This is a genomic window from Arthrobacter sp. 05N429, assembly GCF_056397045.1.
The window spans coordinates 24,773-47,601 of sequence record NZ_JBFTMQ010000006.1; the positions used below are offsets into that span (position 1 = coordinate 24,773).

The following is a 22,829-nucleotide window of genomic DNA, read 5'->3' on the forward strand; positions in this document are numbered from 1 at the left end:
ATCCTTAGTTTCCGACGAAGATGCCGTTGGCGCGGCGGGCGGCGAGGTAGAAGACGATGCTGAGGATGGACAGGACGGCGACGTAGACCGGGAAGACCCAGGTGAGGCCCAGGGATTGGAGCCAGACCAGCAGGTAGGAGGCGGTGCCGCCGAACAGGGCGACGCCGATCCCGTAGCCGAGGGCCACACCGGTGCCGCGGCAGTTCTTCGGCATCAGGGACGTGCTGACCACGTTGTAGAGGGTCATGTTCAGGACCAGGACCAGCGACCCGCCGAGCAGGACCGCCGCGAAGCCGCCGATGCCGGGCTGGACATACATGAGCATGAGGAACACGGAGGGGATGGCCAGGATGCGGGTGATCAGGAACCAGCGGGACATCGACTTGCCGTCGGCCAGCTTGCCGATGATCCAGCTGCCGGCCACGAGGACAACGCCCAGGGCGGTAGTGAGGGCGAAGACCGCCGTCGGGTCTTCCTTGAAGCCGCTGCGTGCGGCGCTGGGGAGGCCGACGTTCCAGGCGTAGTTGTAGGCCTGGGCCGCGCCGACGACGAAGATGATGGCCAGGACGGAAAGCCAGTGCTTGCGGACCCCGGTCCAGACGGCGCCGGAGGAGTTGTTGGCCATTTCTTCCGGCTTGAGGGTTTCCGGGAGGGCACGGCGGAGGTAGACGACGACGAAGCCGAAGACCGCGCCGATGATGAACGGCACACGCCAGCCCCATTCGGCCATGACAGCGCCGCCAAGGGTGAGGCTGCAGAGGAAGCTGACCAATGAGGCGAGCAGGATGCCGATGTTGACGTAGAAGGACATGATGCCGGCGACGTAGCCTTCGCGGCCCTCCGGCACCAGTTCCACCGCGTGGGAGGTGGAGAGCGGGGCTTCGATGCCGGTGGAGATGCCCTGCAGGATCCGGCACGCCACGAGGATGATGCCGGCCCAGACGCCGATCTGTTCGTAGCTGGGGCAGACGGCGATGACCAGGGTGGTGCCGGCCATCAGCGTGATCGAGAGCAGCATGACCCGCCGTCGTCCGATCCGGTCCGCGAGGGTGCCGAGCATGATGCCGCCCAGCGGCCGGAACGCGAATCCGACGGCGAACACGGCGAGGGCGTTCAGCGTGGCGGAGAGGGGATCGGTGTTGGGGAAGAAGTTGGGGCCGATGAAGGCGGAGAGGAGGCCGAAGACCATCCAGTCGTACCATTCGAGGGCGTTGCCGAGGCCGAGGCCCAGGAGGCCTTTGCGGACTTCGGGGGTGAATTTCTTGGTGTCTTTGCGGGTGCCTTTGGTGGTGTCCGGGGCCGTGACTGCGCTGTCAGGCCTGGTGTCGTCAAGCATGGGTGTGTCGAGCATGGAAGTGTCCTTACGCTTACGCCATAGGGAGGCGAGGGAGGGTATGACGCATCGCCGTCCGGGATTAAGGGGCGGTAGCTGCGAATCTGGCAAGGAGTGTCAGCGGGCAGGTTCAGGCCGCGACAATGGGAATCGATAGGGGCCGTTTGGGGTCGGCGCCGCTACCACGCGTGAGGTGCGTTGACCCAGATCGCTACGCATACCTCTTCGTAGCTGTTCTTGTACCAGTGCGGGGTGTCCGAGGAGAAGGTGATGGAATCGCCCTCCTCGAGCGTGTAGCACTCGCCGTCCAGGAAGATGTCCTTCCGGCCGGAGAGGATGATGCCGAATTCCTCGCCGCTGTGGCGGAAAGGGGTGTCGCTGGTGTCATGGCCGGGCGGGCTGACAATCCATTGCGCTTCCAACGCGCCGTTGAGGTCTGGTGTGAGCAGTTCATAGACTGCCTCGCCCACGGATTTCTTGGTGACGCCTTTCAGGTTGCGCCGATCGGCCTTGCGGACCACGGGGGACCTGGTTTCTTCCTGGCCGATGAAGAATTTCCCGACAGGGATGTCCAGGCCGTGGGCCAGTTGCGCCAGGGTGGTGAAGGACGGATTCGCCAGGCCGCGTTCGATCTGGCTGACGATAGCCGGGCTGAGGCCCGTGATCTCCGAGAGCTTGGCGAGCGTCATGCCCTTTTCCTTGCGCATGGAGCGCACCTTGTTGCCGACCGTGGCCAGCAGGGCGCTGGTGGCAAGCGGGGCACTGCTCGTGACGCTCTCGGTGGTCATTCGATGTCCTTCACTTGGTGACCTGACTCACATAACTATAGTGAAGATTTTTAGCAGGTCAACGATTTTGCCTTAAGTAAAGTGAAAATATTTACAGGAGTACGGTTTACGTGTGCCGTTGCGGGCGCTCCGGCGCTTGGCCTGGATGGGGACCTGGTGGGCGGAGCAACGGTCTGACGCAAGGGGCCGCTAAGGAGAGGTTCATAGCGGCCACTCGTGGCGACTGGGTGGGGTTTTCGACATCGCGGGCATCGCATCGAACATCCGCGGACACCCACTGCCTCCGCAATCCAACCACGCCCGCCCCGCAGCTCCACCCAAAACGCCCGCAAACACAAAGAAAGCTGGTGCAGTCGCTGCGTTTCCGCGAGGCGACTGCACCAGCAGGTAGTACGAATTTTCAGATTGCTATGAAACGTTACTCATTCGCGGCTCCCTTTGTCCCGGTGTTCGCTTACCGGGTTTTTGCGTCGTCGGCCAGATGCCTCGACAGCAGCCAGCCGGCCACTACCATCGCTACGCCCAAGATCATGAAACCCCACGCGCCCATGACATTCATCGACAGGAAATTGGCCGCCGACCCCACGCCGACAATGAGCGAGTAGACGCTCAGGACGATGTACAGCAGGCCGAAGCCCATGAGGAAGTTCCGGGCGCCCATGGGGTTGCTCCGGGACATGACCACGCCGATGGCACCGATGAGGGCCTGAATGATGTTCAGCAGTATCGAGACCTGGGCCAGGCCCAGGAACAGGGCCGTGGAATTCGGTCCAACGATCGCCAATGAGTTGTACTGCGTGGTGATGCCGGGGATGAACCCCAGGATGCCCACGACTATAAGGACGATACCTACACCCATGCCGACGTTCTGGACATCAGTCCGTCCGAAGTGAACGCCATGGGCATGTGGAGAAGCGGTAGTCATTTTCTGCCTCCAACCAATGATTGCGGACATTACAATTTTACGGCCGGGTAGGGAAAAAAGCGCTGGAAAGGGGCACAACCGAACTGAGGGTGTACTCCCTGGAAACTGGCAAAATCACGGCCAAATCGGCCGGTTGAGCCTGTCGCACCGGGCAGGATCCCCGGCACATGGCACGATGGATCACGATGAAACTGCGCGCTGATCAGACCGGGGAACGTGGGCTTCCGATGCCGTTGTGGCTGCAGGGAGCCCTCGAGTCCGCGCAGGCAGCCATCATTTCGGCATTGGTGGTGGCCGCTCCGATCGTCGCCGTGTGGGCCACCGCCGGTTTCCAGAACGGCGCCGCCGACGTCCTGGCCCGCCTCGCCGGCCAGGCCTGGCTGCTGATCCACGGGGTTCCGCTGCTGCTGGACACCGTCGGCGTCGGCTCCGCGGCCCAGCCGGACTCCGGCGTCCTCTCGCTCACACCGCTCGGGCTCACCCTCATCCCGTTCCTGCTCGCCTGGCGCGCGGGCCGGCGGCTCGCCCGGGCGTCGTACACGGACCAGCTCTGGCAGGCGCTGCTCGGCTCCTGGCTGATGTACGCCGGGTTCGGCCTGGCCACGGGCTTCGTCTGCCGCACGCACGACGTCGGCGTGGGCCTCTGGTCCGCCGCCCTCATCCCGCTGATCCCGTTCGGGCTGGGCATGGTGATCGGCGCACGCCGCGAGGCCGGCTCCTGGAGCCGGCTGATCGGCGTCGACGCCGTCGCCTGGCTCTCCCGCACCAGCCAGCATTCACGCTGGGCCGGGTCCTACCTCGTGTCCGCGATCAAAGCCGGCTTCGTGGCGCTTCTGGCCAGCCTGGCAATGTCCTGCGCGCTTCTCGCCGCTACCCTGATCATCCACTGGAACCTGGTGATCGCGGTCTACGAGGCGCTCGACGCCGGCGCCCTGGGCGGTGCCGTGCTCACCATCGCGCAGCTCGGCTTCCTGCCCAACCTGGCGGTATTCGCGCTCGTCTGGACCTCCGGTGCGGGCGTAGCCCTCGGCGTCGGCTCCCAGGCCGGCGCGCTGGGCACCGCCGTCGGGCCGCTGCCGTCCATCCCGGTGTTCGCGGCGCTGCCGGCCGGGTCGCTGGACTACGGGGTTGCGGCGCTGGTAGTGCCGGTCCTTGCCGGGACCTTGGCCGGCTGGTGGTTCCTCCGGGAGGGCGAAAACCACTTTGACGAATGGCTCTCGATCAAGATCCGCGCGCGCTGGTTCACCGCCGCCGTCTCCACGTTGTGGCTTGGCGTGCTGGTCGGCTGCGTTGCCGGGCTGTTCGCGGCAGGCCTGGCCTGGCTGGCAAGGGGTTCGGCCGGCATCGGACGGCTCACGGAGATCGGCCCCGACCCGCTCACGACGGCGCTGTTCGTGGCCGCGGAGGTGGGGATCGGCGTCGTGATCGGTTACGCTGCCGGGCCATGGCTGGAACGCCAGCAGAAGCTGCGCGAAGCGGACCTGGAGACGGCGTCGCTGTGACGCGGCGCGCTGCCTGGCGGAACTCTTAGCGGAACTGCGGCAGCGATTTTTCCAGCTGGGTCTGGCACATGGAAGCGGCCTGCTGGGTGAGGGCCGCGCGGCTGCACTGCTGGTAGTCCCGGACCTGATTGAAGAACAGCGCCGAGGACAGCAGCAGCAGCACCTGGATGGCCAGGACCACCAGCCCGGAAATCGTCCCGAACAGCACGAACTTGGATTCCTTGAACCTGGCGTACCGGACCAGCACCATGATGCCCAGCACGATCGCGGCCACCGTCAGGAGCGCGCTCAGCCAAAGGTAATTGATGTCCAGCTGGTAGACGAAGAACGATCCCAGCACCGCGACGATGAAGCTGCGGAACAGAAGGTGGGTCTTCGCCTGCGAGGCCTTGGCCGCGTCACTGAGCGGGTGCTGGCCCTGCGGCTGGCCGCTCTGGCTGCCGGCGGGGTCGTTCGGGGGATTCATGTTTTCCAGCCTACGCGAGCGGCCCCATAAGCTAGGACAATGCGCATCGTAGTCCTCGTCTCCGGCACCGGCTCCAACCTCCAGGCCGTCATCGACGCCGTGAAAGAGGGCAAGCTCGACGTCGAGATTGCCGCCGTCGGTGCCGACCGGCCCGGAACCTACGGGGTGGAGCGCTCCGCCGCCGCCGGAATCCCGACCTTCGTGGTGGACTTCAAGGCCTACCCGGACCGGGCCGCCTGGAACGCGGCGCTCACCGAAGCCGTGGCCGCATACGCGCCCGACGTCGTCGTGTCCTCCGGGTTCATGCGGATTGTGAGCGCGGGCTTCATCGACGCGTTCGGCGGCAAATACCTCAACACCCACCCGGCCCTGCTGCCGTCCTTCCCCGGCGCGCACGGGGTCCGCGACGCGCTGGCCTACGGCGTGAAGGTCACGGGATGCACGGTGCACTGGGCCGACGCCGGGGTGGACACGGGCCCGATCATCGCGCAGGAAGCCGTGGCGGTGGGGGACGGCGAGACCGAGGACTCCCTGCACGAACGGATCAAGGTGGTAGAGCGCCGGCTCCTGGTCTCCACCCTGGCAACCCTCGCCGCGGAAACCGCATCCCAGTCCTAGGGTCCAAGTAGGGGCGTTCAAAAGACAGGTGCTCCTGACAAAAGACGGGTAGCCGTAGAGCTCAGGATCGCTGGGTGCCGTGTGATTTAGGCCATAGTCTGACGCCGTCTCAACCAATCTTGTCCTAAACCAGGGGGATTTCATGTCTTCATTCAGTATGGTCAAAAACACGCCGAAAGTGATCTGTCTTACAGCGGCGCTCGTCCTCGGGACGGGCGCCGTTGTCTATGCCTCGGGGTCAACGCCGACCACGAGCGGCGAGATCAAGGGCTGCTACGAAAAGGGCGACGGCGATCTCCGCGTGCTCTCCGGCGGCGAAAGCTGTAGCCGGAAGGAGACTCCGATCTCTTGGAACATCAAGGGGATTCCGGGACTGCAGGGGTTGCAGGGAGTGGCAGGTGTCAAGGGCGCAACAGGCGCTACCGGTGCCGTGGGCCCAGCCGGCGCCAAGGGCGCCACCGGGCTGACCGGAGCACAGGGAATCCAGGGGATTGTGGGTCTCACGGGTCTCACGGGTCTCACGGGCCCAGCCGGCGCCAAGGGTGCCACCGGGCTGACCGGAGCACCGGGAATTCAAGGGATTATGGGCCTGATGGGTCTAACGGGTCCCCCCGGGGCGATGGGTGCGACGGGAGCGACCGGTGCGACTGGCGAAACCGGCGAAACCGGCGCAACCGGCGCAACCGGCGCCGATGGTGCCGCGGGCGCCCAGGGTGACAAGGGCGATGTCGGCGAGACCGGCTTGACCGGTATAACCGGTGCGGATGGTTCTGCGGGCGCCAAGGGTGACAAGGGCGATGTAGGCCAAACCGGCGCGGCCGGTGCCGATGGTGCTGCCGGCGAGACCGGTGCCAAGGGCGACGTTGGCGAAGCCGGTGCAACCGGTGCCCAGGGTGTTGCCGGTGACAAGGGCGACAAGGGTGACAAGGGCGATGTCGGCGAGACCGGCGCAACCGGTGCCGATGGTGCCGCCGGTGCCAAGGGTGACGTCGGCGAGACCGGCTTGACCGGCATAAACGGTGCGGACGGTACCGCGGGCGCCAAGGGTGACAAGGGCGATGTAGGCCAAACCGGCGCAGCCGGTGCTGATGGTGCCGCCGGTGTAACGGGTGCGGCGGGTGCCAAGGGCGATATCGGTGCAACCGGCGCCCAGGGTGTTGCCGGTGACAAGGGCGATGTCGGCGAAACCGGCGCAACCGGTGCCGATGGTGCCGCCGGTGCCAAGGGTGACGTCGGCGAGACCGGCTTGACCGGCATAACCGGTGCGGACGGTACCGCGGGCGCCAAGGGTGACAAGGGCGATGTAGGCCAAACCGGCGCAGCCGGTGCTGATGGTGCCGCCGGCGAGACCGGTGCCAAGGGCGACGTCGGCGAAACCGGCGCCCAGGGTGTTGCTGGTGACAAGGGTGACAAGGGTGACAAGGGCGATGTCGGCGAGACCGGCGCAGCCGGTGTCAAGGGTGAGGTCGGCGAGACCGGCTTAACCGGTATAACCGGTGCGGATGGTTCTGCGGGCGCCAAGGGTGACAAGGGCGATGTAGGCCAAACCGGCGCAGCCGGTGCTGATGGTGCCGCCGGCGAGACCGGTGCCAAGGGCGACGTCGGCGAAACCGGTGCCCAGGGTGTTGCCGGTGACAAGGGTGACAAGGGCGATGTCGGCGAGACCGGCGCAGCCGGTGCCAGGGGTGACGTCGGCGAGACCGGCTTGACCGGTATAACCGGTGCGGATGGTTCCGCGGGCGCCAAGGGTGACAAGGGCGATGTAGGCCAAACCGGCGCAGCCGGTGCTGATGGTGCCGCCGGCGAGACCGGTTTGACGGGTGTGACCGGTGCGGACGGTACCGCGGGCGCCAAGGGTGACAAGGGTGATGTAGGCCAAACCGGTGCCGATGGTGCCAAGGGCGACAAGGGTGACGCCGGCGAGACCGGCGCCGTGGGACCGCAGGGACTGATGGGGCTCATCGGCCTCACCGGTGAAAGCGGCGCAGCAGGTGCCCAGGGTTCTCAGGGCTTGATGGGACTCCTTGGCCTCACGGGTGCTACCGGTGAAACCGGTGCAATGGGTCCGATGGGGCCGGTCGGCATCAAGGGCGACAAGGGTGATACCGGTGCGCAGGGTGCAACCGGTGCAACCGGAGCAGTTGGTCCGGCCGGTGCTCCGGGTGCCGTTGGCGCAACGGGCACTGCAGGGGCAACCGGTGCAACCGGTGCCGCGGGGGCAGCAGCTTCCACGAGCGTGACGGTGGTAACAAATACGGCTACGGCGGGCACTGTTACAGCCAACTGCCCGGCCGGCAAGCTGGCAATGGGCGGCGGTTTCGACTTGAACCCGGCCTCAAACTCGGTGATTGACAGCTACCCGGTCGTGACCGGCGGGGTGCCCACAGGCTGGACCGTGATGCAGTCGAAGACTAACGCGTCACTGACGGTCTACGTGACCTGCATCCAGTAGTTCCCAACGCAGCATAAGCGCGACGGCGCCCCTCAGCAATGAAGCTGAGGGGCGCCGTCGTAGGTTCGACCGATCCGCCCATCGGACTCGCAAATGTTGGGGGAAGGGGCCGGCCACGTTACTCGAGGCGGCGCTGCTTGGTTTCAGGGGCGAAGAACGCCATCCACAGCACGGAGAGCAGCACGAGGCCGCCGGCCAACGCGAACGACGTCGCAAGTCCCAGCTCCGGCCAGAGGAAGGCCGCGAAGACCAGCGGGCCGAAGCCCGCCCCGAGCCGGGAGAAGGTCGAGGCCCAGCCGAAGCCCGAGCCGCGCAGCTCCGTCGGATACAGCTCGGAGACGTAGGCGTAGAGCACCGGGATGGCCACCTGCACCACAAAGCCGAACACCAGCAGCCAGAACACGGCCGCCGTCGGGATGTCCACCACGATCGCGACGATCACCAGGGTCAGCGCGGACAGCGGGCCGGTGATCGCCAGGATCCACTTCCGGCCCACGCGCTCCACCAGCAGCGCAGCCACCACCACACCCAGGAGCCCGACGGCGGCCATGGAGGCGGTGGTGAGGAATGCCTTGTACTCCTCGAAGCCGGCGCCGATCAGGATCCGCGGCATCCAGGTCAGGGACAGGTAGTAGACCAGCAGGATGCTGAAGAACAGCGACCAGGCCGCCGTCGTGATTTTCCAGTCGTACTGCCAGAGCAGGCGCAGCTGCGTCCAGGCGCTGCCGGCGGAGAGTCGCGGGGCGTCCTGCGCCTCGGGCAGGCTGTAGACGCGAGGCTCGGCCCCGGTGGCCGCGACGAGGTCGTCGATCACCTTGGCGGCCTCGTCCCGGCGGCCCTTGCGGATGAGGAACAGCGGGGATTCGGGGACGCTGCGGCGGACCCAGAACACCAGGAGTGCCGGGAGGACCATCACGAGCATGGTCAGCCGCCAGTCCCCGTACAGGGCCACGAGCCCGGCGGACACGAAGCCGCACAGGGCGGCGCCGATGGGCCACCAGCCGTCCATCGCGGTGAGGACCTTGCCGCGCTGCTTGCGGGGCGTGAATTCGCCCACCAGCGCGTAGTCCACGGGGATGCAGCCGCCCAGGCCGAAGCCGGCCATAAAGCGGAACGCGACGAACCAGAGGAAGTCGGGGGAGAACGCGCCCAGCACGGTGAAGACCGAGAAGATCAGCAGTGTGGCGGTGAAGGCCTTTTTGCGCCCGATGGTGTCCGCGATGGTGCCCCAGATGAAGGCGCCCAGGGCCATACCGATCAGGTTCGAGGCGCCGATCCAGGCGGCCTCGCCCGGTGTCAGGGACCAGTGTTTGGACAGCAGCGGAATCAGGATGCCGTTGAGCGTGACGTCCCAGGCGTCGAACATAAAGCCCAGGCCGCCGATCAGGAAGATCCGGCCCTGCACCTTCCAGCGCCACGGCAGTTCCTGGACCACCTGTTCGCCGCTGGGCACAGTGGTGTACGTATTCATCTCAGCCTCCTGGGAAAACTCTACGTGGCCCGGCCAGTGCGTGCAGTGCGCTTCATACTCCGGCGCGCGGGCAGGCCCGGCGCGCCGACGCGATAAACTGGCCGCATCCCCACCACCCGCGGCCCCGCCGCGTCATAAGACGGAGACTTTTGTGAGCTTCACGCAGCTTGACCGTGTATCCATCGACCGTGTGCCCATCCGCCGGGCCCTGATTTCGGTCTACGACAAGACCGGTCTGGAGGAGCTCGCGAGGGGCCTGCACGACGCCGGCGTCAAGATCGTCTCCACCGGCTCCACCGCCAAGAAGATCGCCGCCGCCGGCATCCCGGTGCAGGAAGTCGAAGAGGTCACCGGCTCCCCGGAAATGCTGGACGGCCGCGTCAAGACCCTCCACCCGCGCGTCCACGGCGGCATCCTTGCCGACCGCCGCGTCCCGGCCCACATGGACACGCTCGCGTCGATGGACATCGAGCCGTTCGACCTCGTCGTCGTCAACCTCTACCCGTTCGTGGAGACCGTCAAATCCGGCGCCGCGCAGGACGACGTCGTCGAGCAGATCGACATCGGCGGCCCCGCGATGGTGCGCTCCGCCGCGAAGAACCACGCCGCCGTCGCGATTGTGGTGGACCCGTCGTCGTACGGTTCCGTGGTGGCTGCCGCTGCCTCCGGCGGCTTTGACCTGAAGACCCGGCGCCGGCTCGCCGCCAAGGCCTTCGCGCACACCGCGACCTACGACACCGCCGTGGCCAGCTGGACCGCGAGCCAGTTCCTCGACGAGGACGGCGACGGCGTCATCGACTGGCCCGCGTACGCCGGCCTGGCCCTGGAACGCTCCGAGGTGCTTCGCTACGGCGAAAACCCGCACCAGCAGGCCGCCCTCTACGTGGACAAGGCCGCCCCGGCCGGCATCGCGCAGGCCGACCAGCTGCACGGCAAGGCCATGAGCTACAACAACTTCGTCGACGCCGACGCCGCCCTGCGCGCCGCGTTCGACTTCGCCGAGCCCGCCGTCGCGATCATCAAGCACGCCAACCCCTGCGGCGTGGCCGTGGGTTCGGACTCCGCGGCGGATCCCATCGCCGACGCGCACGCCAAGGCGCACGCCTGCGACCCGGTCTCCGCGTTCGGCGGCGTGATCGCGGCCAACCGTACGGTCACCGCCGGCATGGCCCGGACCGTCGCGGGCATCTTCACCGAGGTCGTTATCGCCCCGGGCTTCGAGGACGAGGCCGTGGAGATCCTGTCCAAGAAGAAGAACATCCGCCTCCTCGCCCTGCCCGAGGGCTACGGACGCTACCCCTCCGAAATCCGCCAGGTCTCCGGCGGCGTGCTGGTGCAGATGTCGGACCGCGTGGACGCCGACGGCGACAACCCGGCCAACTGGACCCTCGCCGCGGGTGTTGCCGCCGACGCCGAGACCCTGGCCGACCTCGCGTTCGCGTGGACCGCCTGCCGCGCAGCCAAGTCCAACGCCATCCTGCTGGCTTCGGATGGGGCTGCCGTGGGCATCGGCATGGGCCAGGTCAACCGGCTCGATTCCTGCAAGCTCGCCGTCGAGCGGGCCAACTCGCTGGGCGTAGCTGTGGACTCCGACGTCGACGGTGCAGGCGGTGCCTCAAACGCTGATGCCAGCGGCGCCCCCGAGCGCGCCCGCGGTGCCGTGGCGGCGTCGGACGCGTTCTTCCCGTTCGCCGACGGCCTGCAGATCCTGATCGACGCCGGCGTCCGCGCCGTCGTCCAGCCCGGCGGCTCGGTCCGGGACGAGGAAGTCATCGCCGCAGCCAACGCCGCGGGCATCACGATGTACTTCACCGGCGCCCGGCACTTCTTCCACTAAAGGGTCGCGCGGGGCCAGTTCGGCGCCCCTGCACTACCAAGAATGGACATGTCCTCCCTTTCGGGCGGACATGTCCATTTTTTGTGGACACAGGTGAGCACATGGGGGTTATGTCCAGTCCAAGGTTTCAGGGGAGGGCATGTCCCATGGCTGGATCGCGCCGGGCTGGAACGCGGGCCGGAGCGCAGCGGGGGGACATGCTCATTGTTCGCGCCGGGGACTGGGCATATGGGGGTTATGTCCCGTCCAAGGTTTCAGGGGAGGGCATGTCCCATGGCTGGAACGCGGGGGCTGGAACGCGGGCCGGAGCGCAGCGGGGGGACATGCTCATCGTTCGCGGCGGGGACTGAGCACATGGGGGTTATGTCCAGTCCAAGGTTCCAGGGGAGGGCATGTCCCGTGGCCAAGGTCAGCGACCCGCCCCAGCAGCGCCGGGACGACACGCCAACGCGGGGCCACCTGGGCCCATCCCCGCTGCTGGAGATGGGCCTCGAGTGACCCCGCGCTGGTGTTTGTGTGGCTGGTTGCGTGCCTAGGCAGCTGCCGCGCTGCTGTAGGCCTGCTGGATGACGGAGCCCCAGTACGGGCCGTACATCTTGGTGGAGTTGGTGCCGTAGCCGTAGCTGTTGACCGAGTTCTGGTAGCCGGACGAGCTGGAGCCGATGAACCACGGGCCGCCGGAGGAACCGCCGGTCATGTTGCAGGAGATGCCCTGGGTGTTGAACTGCGGGTTGTACGGGTCGTTGGAGGCGGTGCCGCTGCAGCTCTTGAGGGACTCGCCGTTGAACGGCGCCGCCGCGGGGTAGCCGAAGGCCTTGTAGCTCAGGCCGCGCGCGGCGTTGAACTGCACGCCCGAGGCGCCGACGACGTCGGAGAGCTTCTGGCCGTTGAGGGTGTTCATGACAGCGAAGCCCGTGTCGTAGGTCATGTCGCCACCGGAGCTCCACTGGGTCGGAGCGTAGAGGGCCTTGGCCGTCCACATGCCGTAGGGGGCGGCGCCGTTGAGGTAGGCCGGAACGAACGTGAACTTGGTGGCGAAGGCGCCCGGGCCCTCGTTGATGCAGTGGCCCGCCGTGGAGACGGTGCTCTTGTTTGTGGAGGAGACCGAGTTGCCGGAGCAGACGTAGTTGGCGCCGCCCAGGGTGAAGAAGACCTTGCCGATGTGCTTGACCGGCGTCTCGCTGGCGTTCGCCTTGGGCGCCACTTCCTTGGCCTGCAGGCTCGGGGCCTGGGCCTGGACGGTGCTCGGCGCTCCGGCCTCGGCCGGCCGGTTCAGGACAGCGTTCGAGTTGGCGCTCCTCTGTTTGGCCCTTTCGGCCAGGACGTCTCCGGGGATGGCGTTGCGCATCCTCTCCGCCGTCCAGTATTCCGCTCCGCCGGTCTCGACGACGGTGTGGCTGCTGACACCCGACGTCTCTGTCGGGGCGTTGCGGGGTGACGGGGCCGCGCTCGCGGCGCCCGCGGCGCTCAGGGCCAACAGCGCCGCTGCCGAGAGGCTGAGGAGGCTGGTGGCCAGAGTCTTGGGTGTTCTCATGGGTGTCCTAACCGGTGGAAAGCGGGGCGGCCGCCGGTGGTGGCCGCTGTGATGGAACGAAACTACGGGACCTTGACGAATATGTAAAGCGTTTTGTCAATTCTTGTCAAAGCGCGTTGAGGCCGTCACGGAGTCCGGGGCCCGCGACGCCGGTAGGCGGCAACCCGGCTCCCTCGGGTAAGTTAGGGGTGTTGAGATAACACAAGATTCCGGAAATACCCAGACCTTCAGGGAGACGCCCGAACAATGGCAAAGATTATCTATACCCACACCGACGAAGCGCCGATGTTGGCCACCTATTCGTTCTTGCCGATTGTCGAAGCCTTCGCTTCGACGGCCGGTGTGGAAGTGGAGACCCGCGACATTTCGCTGGCCGGCCGCATCATCGCCGCGTTCGGCGACTACCTCACCGAAGAGCAGCGCGTCAGTGACGCCCTGGCCGAACTTGGCGCCCTCGCCAAAACGCCGGAAGCCAACATCATCAAGCTGCCCAACATCAGCGCCTCCGTGCCGCAGCTGAAGGCCGCCATCGCGGAACTCCAGGGCCAGGGCTACGCCCTGCCGGACTACCCGGACAACCCGTCCTCGGATGAAGAGACGGACATCCGCTCCCGCTACGACAAGATCAAGGGTTCCGCCGTCAACCCGGTGCTGCGTGAAGGCAACTCGGACCGCCGCGCGCCGCTCTCCGTCAAGAACTATGCCCGCCAGAACCCGCACAGCATGGGCGCCTGGACCCCCGAGTCCAAGACCAACGTCGCCACGATGGACGCCGATGACTTCCGCTCCAACGAGAAGTCCGTAGTCATCGAGGCGGACACCAACCTCAAGATCCAGCTGGTCAAGGAAGACGGCACGGTCAAGGTCCTCAAGCGTGCCTTCCCCGTCCTCGCCGGCGAGGTCATCGACGGCACCGTGATGCGCGCCGCCGCGCTGGATACGTTCCTCGCCGCCCAGGTTGCCCGCGCCAAGGAAGAGGGCGTGCTGTTCTCCGCCCACCTCAAGGCCACCATGATGAAGGTCTCGGACCCGATCATCTTCGGCCACGTCGTCAAGGCGTACTTCGCCGAACTGTTCGACACCTACGGAGCCCAGATCGCCGCCGCCGGCCTGAGCCCGAACAACGGCCTGGCCTCCATCCTCAACGGGCTCGAGGACCTCCCCGAGGAGATCCGCGGCGACGTCGAGGCGGCCATCAAGAAGGGCCTGAATGACGGCCCCGAACTGGCCATGGTTGATTCCGACAAGGGCATCACCAACCTGCACGTCCCCTCCGACGTCATCGTGGACGCCTCCATGCCGGCCATGATCCGCAGCTCCGGCCACATGTGGGGCCGCGACGGCCAGGAAGCCGACACGCTCGCCGTCCTCCCGGACAGCAGCTACGCCAGCATCTACCAGGTGGTCATCGACGACTGCCGCGCCAACGGCGCCTTCGACCCGACCACCATGGGTACCGTCCCGAACGTCGGCCTGATGGCCCAGGCCGCCGAGGAATACGGCAGCCACGACAAGACCTTCGAAATCCAGTCCGCCGGAACCGTGCAGCTGGTCGACGACGCCGGCACCGTGCTGATCGAACACCAGGTCGCCCCGGGCGACATCTGGCGCGCCTGCCAGACCAAGGACGTGCCGATCCGCGACTGGGTCAAGCTGGCCGTCACCCGCGCCCGCGCCTCCGCCACCCCGGCCATCTTCTGGCTGGACAAGGGCCGCGCCCACGACGCCCGGATGATCGCCAAGGTTGAGGAATACCTCAAGGAACACGACACCGAGGGCCTGCAGATCGCCATCATGTCCCCGGCGGACGCCACGGCCTTCACGCTGGAGCGGATCCGCAAGGGCGAGGACACCATCTCGGTGACCGGCAACGTGCTCCGCGACTACCTCACGGACCTTTTCCCCATCCTGGAACTGGGCACCAGCGCCAAGATGCTCTCCGTGGTGCCGCTGATCAACGGTGGCGGCCTCTTCGAGACCGGCGCCGGCGGCTCCGCTCCGAAGCACGTCCAGCAGCTGCTCAAGGAAAACCACCTGCGCTGGGACAGCCTGGGCGAGTTCCTGGCCCTCGCCGTCAGCTTCGAGCACCTCGCCACGTCCACGGGCAACGCCCGCGCGCAGGTCCTCGCCGACACACTGGACCGCGCCACCGGCACCTTCCTGTTGGAGGACAAGTCCCCGAAGCGCAAGGCCGGCGAACTCGACAACCGCGGCAGCCACTTCTTCCTGGCCAAGTTCTGGGCCCAGGAGCTGGCCCGCCAGACCGACGACGCCGAGCTGGCGACAGCGTTCGCCGCTGTCTCCGGTGCGTTGGATTCCGGCGAGGAGACCATCGTCGGCGAGCTTCTGGCCGTCCAGGGCTCCCCGGTGGACCTCGGCGGCTACTTCCACCCGGACGCGGCCAAGGCCACCGCAGCCATGCGTCCCTCGGCCAAGTTCAGCGAAGTGCTCTCGATGCTCAGCTAGATCCGCTGCGCCGGCGACCAGCCGGCAGTGAAAAAGAGGGAGGAGCCCCCGGGCTCCTCCCTCTTTTGTGTACTTCTGGCCGGCAGGGTCCTAGCCGTTGCCCTTGCCTTTGCCCTTGCCCTTGTTGGCCGGTGGCGCGGGCGCGACGGCGGGCGGGGGAGCCTGTGCTGCCGCAGCCGCCGCGGCATCGGCTTCAGCCTGGGCGGCGGCTGCAGCGGCTGCCTGCGCAGCCGCTTCCTGTTCGGCGGCAACCCTGGCGGCTTCGGCCTGCCGGGCGGTGAGGTCCGCGCGGACAGAGTCGACGGACTTCCGGATGCTCTGGTGGCGCTTGAAGGACACCTCGCCGCGGGCAGCAGCCTCGTCCAGTTTCAGGACGAGTTCGTCGAGGTGCTTTAGGGACGCTGCAGGATCATTGGCCGCGGCGGCCTCGGAGACGGCGAGGACCGTGGATTGAAGCTGCTTGGCGGCGTCGCGGTCCAGCTCGGCCGCCGGCGCGCAGCCAGCCAACGTGCCGGCAAGCATCGCCGCGCCGAGGACCCAGCCGGCCAGGAGCGGACGGGAGCTGCGGGGCCGGGCGGTACGGGAATGCCAAGTTGTCAGTTTCATGGTTCCACACTCTTCTGCAGTTCCTGCAGGTGCTGGCCGAGGTCCCCGGTCACTGCCGGATAAGGGACGACGGTGGGCGGCTCGGGCGCAGCGAGGGCGACGGCGGCAGCCACGGCACCGGTAACGAGCGCCAACAACGCAACGGACAGCAGGAGCTGCGTGCGGCGGCGGGCCAGCCGGAAGCGGGAGGCGGTCCGGGATGCCAGGGATCCGCGGCTGGCTTCCGGACTCGTCACCGCGTCCGGGTCCAGCAGGTGCGCGGCCGGGGCGCCTCCGCCGCCGATTCTCGTGGCGGCAATCGCAGCGTCGATTGGCGCGGTAGTAGCGCCCGGGTCTGACGCCGGTCCGGCGGAAGGTATCCGCGGTGGCCGGGCCGGCGGGGCGGGCAGCACGCGGGTGCGCTCTTCCGTGAGCCGGCCGGGAAGCGATTCGGGGGAGACCAGGGCATGCCGCAGCGCAACTTCGAGGTCCGCGGCGGACGGCCGGTCCAGGGGATCCAGCGCGGTCATGGAGCGGATCAGATCGGCCCATTCGGCGGGGACAGCATCGGGGATGCCGGGCGCCCGGTGCAGCCTGGCGACGGCGGATTCCACGGCGCTGCCGGGGTATTCGACCTCGCCCTTGATGCACTCGAGCAGGACCAGCCCCAGCGAATAAATGTCGCTTGCCGGGCCCAGGTCCGCGCCCCGGGACTGTTCCGGGCTCAAGTACGCTGCGGTGCCCACCATGGTGCCCGTGGCGGTCAGCCGGGTCCCGTCCATGATGCGGGCAATCCCGAAGTCGGTAAGCTTTGGCCGCAACGGTTCCCCGGGACGGACCGGAACCAGCAGGATGTTGGCCGGTTTGATGTCCCGGTGGATGATGCCGAGCGAGTGGACATAGGCCAGGGCGTCCGACACGCCGGCTCCGATGACGGCGATCTCATCCAGCGGCAGCGGGCTGTGCCGGATCCGGGCCCGGAGGTCCTGCCCGTCCACCAGTTCCATGGTCAGGAAGGGCCGGGGTTCCTCGGGGATCCGGGTGTCGGTGCCGGCATCGAAGAGGGTGACCAGGCTCGGATGGTTCAGGGTTGCCAGCAGTTCAATCTCGGCTTCCTGGCGCCGGAGTTCGTCGGGATCGGCGGACTGTGGCGCAAAGAGCTTGAGCGCGACGTCGCGGCCCAGATTGATGTCCTTGGCGGTGTACACGGAGGCCATGCCGCCCCTGCCGATCATTTCCCCCAGCCGGTAGCGGCCGCCCAGGAGTACTGCCGTGACGATTTCGGGCGAACTGTCCACGCTTATCCCCGTCCTTTTCCCGTGCGCCACGGCGGCGCCCCTCAAGAATGATACCGGGACGGGTATCGGCTTCCCGCACGGCGGCCGCGGACCGACGGCCGCTGTGCGGGACAGGTGCTTCCGCATCCTGGTGCCGTTGGGTCCCCCAGCGGACCCAACGACGGAATGCTTTGCCGGTTCCTGGTGCCGTTGGGTCCCCCAGCGGACCCAACGACGGAATGCCTTGCCGGAGCCCGTGAGGTCGTTGAGTCCCCCAGCGGACCCAACGGCATCGCTCCGGTCTCACGAGACCTAGCGGAAGCGGGGCGGCTTACGGCGGGCGTTCCTGGTAGTGCGGTGCCGGTTTGCGGCGCGCCGGCGGTCCTTCGGGCGCGGCCGGACCGGGCTGCAGCCCTACGGGGGCTGACGACGTCGGTCCCGCGGCTGTAGCAGTGAAAGTGGCAAATGGGGTGCCGGAATACCGGCAGCGGACGGTGGCGTCCATCGGGGGGTCTCCTGAATGACTGTTGGCGGGCGCTCAACGGCAGCCCGATTGGCCGTGCTCTGTGGAGGCAGAGACGGCTAACTAGTCAGGAGAAGAACCGGGGTCAGCGGCGACGGCTGAGTGGACGTGCTGCAGCGGGCCACGGATTGGTTCCGCGCCGGCAGTGGGAATCACCAGGTACTGGCTGGGAAGCCAGGCGGCTGCACATCCGGGGCCACCCGACGAGAGCGTCGATCCGGATCCGGAGCCGGGAGCTGCGGGCAGCGCATTGGGAGCGGGCAGACCTGTCCCCTGGGGCCACGGGCCCGGGTGGTCGTTGCCGCCAGGTGCCGGCGGTGCAGTGCCTCCAGGGGCAGAGCCTGCCGGGGGCGCACTGGTGTGCTGGCCGTCCCCTGTGAGCCAGATGTCAGCCTTCAGCGCAGAGAGGTACGGGGCACGTCCATAGGCCTGATAGCTTGGCGCCGACGTCGCCTCCTGGCAGTCTGCAGGGGCGCCGGATTCCGGGGCGACGGCGGTGTCAGCGGGAACGGGAACCGGGACTTCCAAGAGCGCCAGATCCAAACCTGTCGGATCAGTGGACGGTGCCGGGACTGTAACGGGCTCTGCCGGCATGGGGTCCGTCACTGCCGGGACCGTGGGCTCCGGGACAGGCTCGGCCGCGGGGAGCGTCGGATCGGTGGACGCCAGTGCGGGATCCGGGGCCGGGGCGGTCACCGGAGGCGTTGGATCGGTAGTGGCCACTGGAGTCGTGGGAGTCGGTGTGGGAGCCGGGTACGTCACGTCCGGGTCCGGGGCCGGCGTCGGCGTCGGGCCCGAACCGCTTGGCGATGGCGTTGGCGTTGGCGTGGGGGTGGTGGTCGGCGTCGGTGTCGGCGGGGACGGGTCCGGCGCAGGCTCCGCCGTGGGCGGGGAAGTCGGCTCGGCTGTGGGTTCAGGAGCCGGAGCCGGAGCCGGAGCTGGGGCGGGGTCCGGAGCGGGTGCGGGGGGCGGAGCGGGTGCGGGGGGCGGAGCGGGTGCCGGGTCCGGAGCGGGTGCGGGGGGCGGAGCAGGTGCGGGGGGCGGAGCGGGTGCGGGGGGCGGAGCAGGTGCGGGGTCCGGAGCGGGCGCGGGGTCCGGAGCGGGCGCGGGGACTGCGGACTCGGACGGAACCGGAACGGCCGAAACGGAAGGGGCGGGCGCCGGATCCTCGGGGACGGGAACAGCGGCCCAGGGCGTACCCGTGGGCGTGGGCACTGCCGTTGCCATGCGCTGAACTGCCGCCGAAAATGTCGGCACCGGAACTGATTCTGCGGAGAGGGCTCCGGGGGGTGGCGTCATGACCGCCGCGGCCGTGCCGCCTGCGGTCGGCGAGAGAGGGGCCGCATCGCCAGCAATGGCCGGGTTGGTTGAGAGTGCCAGCCAGGCGATTCCGGCGATACCGCCCAGAAGCACCCTTCGGAGGGCACGGCGCGCGCGCAACGGGACTGATGCTGGGTCCACGCGCACACCCCATTTCCCCGAGAGCTCGATGGTTGCATATAGGGTAAGTCCGCGCGCGGGGGCGAGTCCAGAGTCAAAGGTAACTTGACGTTTCAGGCGCCCCACAAACTGCCGTCAGCGGGCGTCGTTCGGGTAGCTCACTCCCAGTTGGGCGCGTACCCCGTCGAACAGCCGCATGGTGTTAAGGGAATCCTCGAGCGGCATCACGGGGCTCTCGGTGAGCCCTTGCTGGATGCAGCGCGTCACTTCGCGCAGTTCGTAGCTGTAGCCCCGCCCGACGACGCCGAAAGACTCGCTGCGGGGCCCGTCGAAGCCCACCTGGACGAGGAGCTCCTTGGGGTTGTTAATCGAGCCGATGGACTGCAGGAAGCCGTGGCTGCCGGCCACTGTGGCGGTCCGGGGGCCGTGCGCCAGCAGGGAGGAGGTCAATTGCGCCTGGGCTCCGTGGTGGTAGCCGAGCGTCAGCGCGTTCTGGGCGTCGACGCCGTCATCGTTCAGCCAGCCGGTGGCACTGACGGTCTGCGGGAAGCCCAGGGTGCCCAGGGCCCAGAGCAACGGATAGACGGTGAGGTCCAGCAGCGCGCCGCCGCCATCCTTCGGTGCCCAGAGGCGCGAGGCGGGCGAGTACGGCGCCGGGAAGCCCAGATCCGCTCCCACCCACTTGACCTCCCCGATTTCGCCGGAGGCGGCGATCTCGAAGGCCCGCTGCATGCCCGGCAGGAAGCGGCTCCACATGGCTTCCATCAGAAACAGGCCGTTGGCGCGGGCCAGGGACACCAGCTCGGAGGCCTCCCGGGCGTTGACGGTGAGCGCCTTCTCGCAGAGCACGTGCTTGCCCGCTGTCAGGGCCGCCATCGCGATTTCGTGGTGGTGGGCGTGCGGTGTGGCGACGTACACGACGTCGACTGCGTCGTTGGCGAGCAGCCGTTCATAACCGCTCTGCCCGTTCTGGTCCCCGTAGGCCCGGGCGAAGCCGAAATCGGCGGCGAAGGCATCCGCCGCAGCCTGGGTGCGCGAACTGACCGCGTAAAGCTCGGCGTCGGCAAGGAGTTCCAGATCGCGCGTCACGGACGCCGCAATCCCTCCCGTGGCGATGACGCCCCAGCGCAGCCTGGCACCGGTGGCAGTGCGGGGATCGGGGTCCGGCTGGCTGAACAACCAGGGCTTGGCGATGAGGGCGGTCATGGAGTCATCTTCTCACCCGGGGGATTGGGGCCCGGATGAGCACGCCGGAACCTGAGGCAGCGTTTGGGAGTTAGCCGCCTTTGCTGCGGGAGCGTCGGTGGGGTGGCCGCGGAAGCTGAGGGCTGGTTGAGGGGGAGCCCCCGGCTTCCGCGGCGTCTGTGGGGCCGGGCGTCAGGCGGGGGGCCCTGCCGGAACCCGGGTCCGCGCGGACTCCTCGGTCAGCCGGCCCTGCTGGAGGCGGAACCGGCGGTCGGTTTTGTTGGCCAGCGAACGGTCGTGGGTGACTACGAGGATGGTGGTGTTGTGGTCCCTGCTCAGCGAACTGAGGAGCTCGATGATGTGCTCGCCGGTCTGTTCGTCCAGGTTGCCCGTCGGCTCGTCCGCGAGGATCAGCTTCGGGGAGTTGGCCAGTGCCCGCGCGATCGCTACCCGCTGCTGCTCGCCGCCGGAGAGCCTGTTGATGCGCCGCACATGCTTGTCCGGATCGAGCTGCACCTGCTCCAGCAGCGCCCGGGCACGCTCCAGCCGGGCAGCCTTCCGGATCCCGGCAAACTCCATCGGCAGCATCACGTTGTCCACAGCGGACAGGTTCGGGATCAGGTTGAACTGCTGGAACACGAAGCCGATGTCCCGCCTTCGGTATTCGGTGAGCTTGCTGTCCGGCATGCCGGCCAGGCTCACGCCATTGACGAGGACGTCCCCGCTCGTTGGCTTGTCGAGGGCTCCGAGGAGGGACAAGAGGGTGCTTTTGCCGCTCCCGCTCTTGCCGACGATCGAGGCCAGCGTGCCCTGCTCGAGCTCGAAGCTGACATCGTTGACCGGCTTGATGGTGCGGTCGCCGGACTTGAAGGTGCGGACCAGGTTCTTGACTTCGATCATGGCTACTCTCCTCGGAGGACTTCGATGGGACGGATGCGTGCGGTGAGGAGGGCAGGAACCAGGGCCCCGACGACGGCGACGCCAAACACCGCGGCAATCCCGGCGGCAATCACGCCGGGGGAGGCGCTCGCGGTGACGGAGGTCAGCAGCTGGCTGGCCCCGCCGAGGGGGTTCCCGCCGGGAGATCCGGGGAAGCCGCCTGCCATGCCGGCACCGGGGACCCCGCGTTGGCCGGCAACGGTGGTGGTGGCGGTGGCGGTGTTGGAGCTGATCAGCGCGGAGGCGATGCCGCCGCTGGCAAAGGACGCGACGGCGGCACCCACCGCGCTGCCCAGGGCCACGAGGACCAGCGCCTCCAGCACGAACTGCAGGCCGATGGTGCGGTTCCGTGCGCCGATCGCCTTCAGCACACCGATTTCCCGGCGGCGCTCGCGGACCAGCATGACCATGATCAGCAGGATGATCAGGCCTGCGGTGGCGAGTGCCGCCACGAACGCGGTGAAGGAGATGTTCTTGACGCTGCCGAGCGAGCTGACCGCCGTTTCCAGGTTGCGCTGGCCCTGGCTGACGTCAGCCGTGCCGGTGCCGAGCGCAGCCTGCAGCGCCGATTTGGCGGCGTCGACGTTTTCCATCGAATCGACGGTGACGATCATCGTGGACAGTTCCCCGGGGAGTTCCGCGAGTGCCTGGGCCGCCGGGAGCGTAAGGTACAGGGCGTTGTTGCCGAAGGCCGTGCCGGCGTCGAACAAGCCCGCCACGGTGAAGGTCTGGTCCTTGATGGTGAACGTGGAGCCGACGGTGAGGCCATTCTTCTCGGCGATGGTGGTGCCCAGCAAGGCACCGGTGGACTCGGCGGTGTAGTCGCCCAGTCCGGTGCCCTGTGTCAGCTCCAGCGCCTTGCCCGTGGTGTCCACCTCGGCGCCGATGCCGGTGGCCGTGATGGGCACGGAGAACGCCGGCGCCGCGCCGGTTCCTGTGCTGCCGGTGGCCGCCTGGTTGCGCGAGCCGAGCGTTCCGGCGTCGACGGCGGCAGTGAGGCTGGTGGTCACGGTGGTGGCGGACTGGCCGCCCGGGCCGCCCTGCCCGCCTGGCCCTCCCTGCCCGGCGGCCCCTGCGGAAGCCGCGTCGACGTTGCGCAGCCGCAGCGCCTTGGTGCCGACGACCGTGCTCACATTCGGCACGGAGGCCGCCGTCGTTGCCTGTTCCGCGGTCAGCGGCTCGCCGCCGCCTTCGAAGCCCTGTCCGCCGGCGGGATTGACGGTCAGCACGGTGCCCACCGAGCCTTTCAGCTCCGCGACCTTCCCGGCGACAGCCTGGTTGGCCACCAGCATGGCGAGGGCGAGGCCGATGGCAACCGCCAGCACGGCCACCACGGCCGCTGTTCGGACCTTGTTTCGAAAGGCGTTGCCGATACTCCGGGCAAGGACGCTCACGTGACTCCTAGGGATCTCAGGCCGGCCGGAAAGGGCCGGCGGCTGATCCCACACTGGTACGGGCTGCTGTGCGGATGGCCGTCCGGAGCTATGG

General features: G+C 67.9%; 17 protein-coding genes. 5 read left to right on the forward strand and 12 right to left on the reverse strand.

Annotated features, from left to right (window positions below):
- Window positions 1-4: 4 nt before the first annotated feature.
- From AC1DF4_RS12060 to AC1DF4_RS12070, 3 genes are all read right to left on the reverse strand, one after another.
- The gene (locus AC1DF4_RS12060; protein WP_476913272.1) at window positions 5-1,336 is read right to left on the reverse strand and encodes an MFS transporter; all 1,332 of its coding nucleotides are present in this window, start codon (window positions 1,334-1,336) and stop codon (window positions 5-7) included.
- A gap of 176 nt (window positions 1,337-1,512) precedes the next feature.
- Window positions 1,513-2,121: a helix-turn-helix domain-containing protein gene (locus AC1DF4_RS12065; RefSeq protein WP_476913119.1), complete on the reverse strand. Its 609-nt coding sequence runs from the start codon at window positions 2,119-2,121 to the stop codon at window positions 1,513-1,515.
- 454 nt (window positions 2,122-2,575) lie between these two features.
- Window positions 2,576-2,980, reverse strand: coding sequence for a DUF4383 domain-containing protein (locus tag AC1DF4_RS12070; RefSeq protein ID WP_476913120.1), 405 nt, complete (start codon window positions 2,978-2,980; stop codon window positions 2,576-2,578).
- 251 nt (window positions 2,981-3,231) lie between these two features.
- On the opposite strand from AC1DF4_RS12070, the gene AC1DF4_RS12075 reads away from it, so the two are divergent.
- Window positions 3,232-4,548: a cell division protein PerM gene (locus AC1DF4_RS12075; protein WP_476913273.1), complete on the forward strand. Its 1,317-nt coding sequence runs from the start codon at window positions 3,232-3,234 to the stop codon at window positions 4,546-4,548.
- A gap of 25 nt (window positions 4,549-4,573) precedes the next feature.
- Here the strand turns inward: AC1DF4_RS12075 and AC1DF4_RS12080 are convergent, their stop codons facing one another.
- The gene (locus AC1DF4_RS12080) at window positions 4,574-5,014 is read right to left on the reverse strand and encodes a hypothetical protein (RefSeq protein WP_476913121.1); all 441 of its coding nucleotides are present in this window, start codon (window positions 5,012-5,014) and stop codon (window positions 4,574-4,576) included.
- 39 nt (window positions 5,015-5,053) lie between these two features.
- On the opposite strand from AC1DF4_RS12080, the gene purN reads away from it, so the two are divergent.
- Both purN and AC1DF4_RS12090 read left to right on the forward strand, forming a co-directional pair.
- A complete protein-coding gene (gene purN / locus AC1DF4_RS12085; RefSeq protein WP_476913122.1) occupies window positions 5,054-5,632 on the forward strand; it encodes a phosphoribosylglycinamide formyltransferase in 579 nt (192 codons plus the stop codon).
- 142 nt (window positions 5,633-5,774) lie between these two features.
- Window positions 5,775-8,084, forward strand: coding sequence for a spore surface glycoprotein BclB (locus tag AC1DF4_RS12090; protein WP_476913123.1), 2,310 nt, complete (start codon window positions 5,775-5,777; stop codon window positions 8,082-8,084).
- Between the two features lie 118 nt (window positions 8,085-8,202).
- Here the strand turns inward: AC1DF4_RS12090 and AC1DF4_RS12095 are convergent, their stop codons facing one another.
- Window positions 8,203-9,555, reverse strand: a complete 1,353-nt coding sequence (locus AC1DF4_RS12095) for an MFS transporter (RefSeq protein ID WP_476913124.1) — start codon at window positions 9,553-9,555, stop codon at window positions 8,203-8,205.
- A gap of 151 nt (window positions 9,556-9,706) precedes the next feature.
- Here AC1DF4_RS12095 and purH point away from each other — a divergent pair, with 151 nt between their 5' ends.
- Complete coding sequence (gene purH, locus AC1DF4_RS12100) at window positions 9,707-11,392, forward strand: bifunctional phosphoribosylaminoimidazolecarboxamide formyltransferase/IMP cyclohydrolase (RefSeq protein ID WP_476913125.1); 1,686 nt, start codon at window positions 9,707-9,709, stop codon at window positions 11,390-11,392.
- A gap of 532 nt (window positions 11,393-11,924) precedes the next feature.
- On the opposite strand, the gene AC1DF4_RS12105 is transcribed toward purH, so the two are convergent.
- Entirely contained in the window at window positions 11,925-12,926 is a 1,002-nt protein-coding gene (locus tag AC1DF4_RS12105; protein ID WP_476913126.1) for a trypsin-like serine peptidase, read from the reverse strand.
- Window positions 12,927-13,172: 246 nt separating this feature from the next.
- Here AC1DF4_RS12105 and AC1DF4_RS12110 point away from each other — a divergent pair, with 246 nt between their 5' ends.
- Window positions 13,173-15,392, forward strand: a complete 2,220-nt coding sequence (locus AC1DF4_RS12110; protein ID WP_476913127.1) for an NADP-dependent isocitrate dehydrogenase — start codon at window positions 13,173-13,175, stop codon at window positions 15,390-15,392.
- Window positions 15,393-15,482: 90 nt separating this feature from the next.
- Here the strand turns inward: AC1DF4_RS12110 and AC1DF4_RS12115 are convergent, their stop codons facing one another.
- From AC1DF4_RS12115 to AC1DF4_RS12140, 6 genes are all read right to left on the reverse strand, one after another.
- The gene (locus tag AC1DF4_RS12115) at window positions 15,483-15,998 is read right to left on the reverse strand and encodes a mucin-associated surface protein (protein WP_476913128.1); all 516 of its coding nucleotides are present in this window, start codon (window positions 15,996-15,998) and stop codon (window positions 15,483-15,485) included.
- Window positions 15,995-17,275: a serine/threonine-protein kinase gene (locus AC1DF4_RS12120; RefSeq protein ID WP_476913129.1), complete on the reverse strand. Its 1,281-nt coding sequence runs from the start codon at window positions 17,273-17,275 to the stop codon at window positions 15,995-15,997. Before AC1DF4_RS12120 ends, AC1DF4_RS12115 begins: the two co-directional genes overlap by 4 nt.
- 565 nt (window positions 17,276-17,840) lie before the next feature.
- Window positions 17,841-18,500: a hypothetical protein gene (locus AC1DF4_RS12125; protein WP_476913130.1), complete on the reverse strand. Its 660-nt coding sequence runs from the start codon at window positions 18,498-18,500 to the stop codon at window positions 17,841-17,843.
- A gap of 852 nt (window positions 18,501-19,352) precedes the next feature.
- Window positions 19,353-20,423, reverse strand: coding sequence for a Gfo/Idh/MocA family protein (locus AC1DF4_RS12130; RefSeq protein WP_476913131.1), 1,071 nt, complete (start codon window positions 20,421-20,423; stop codon window positions 19,353-19,355).
- 171 nt (window positions 20,424-20,594) lie between these two features.
- Entirely contained in the window at window positions 20,595-21,302 is a 708-nt protein-coding gene (locus AC1DF4_RS12135) for an ABC transporter ATP-binding protein (protein ID WP_476913132.1), read from the reverse strand.
- 2 nt (window positions 21,303-21,304) lie between these two features.
- Window positions 21,305-22,735 (reverse strand): ABC transporter permease, encoded by a 1,431-nt coding sequence (locus AC1DF4_RS12140; RefSeq protein ID WP_476913133.1) that lies wholly within the window; start codon window positions 22,733-22,735, stop codon window positions 21,305-21,307.
- Window positions 22,736-22,829: the final 94 nt, after the last annotated feature.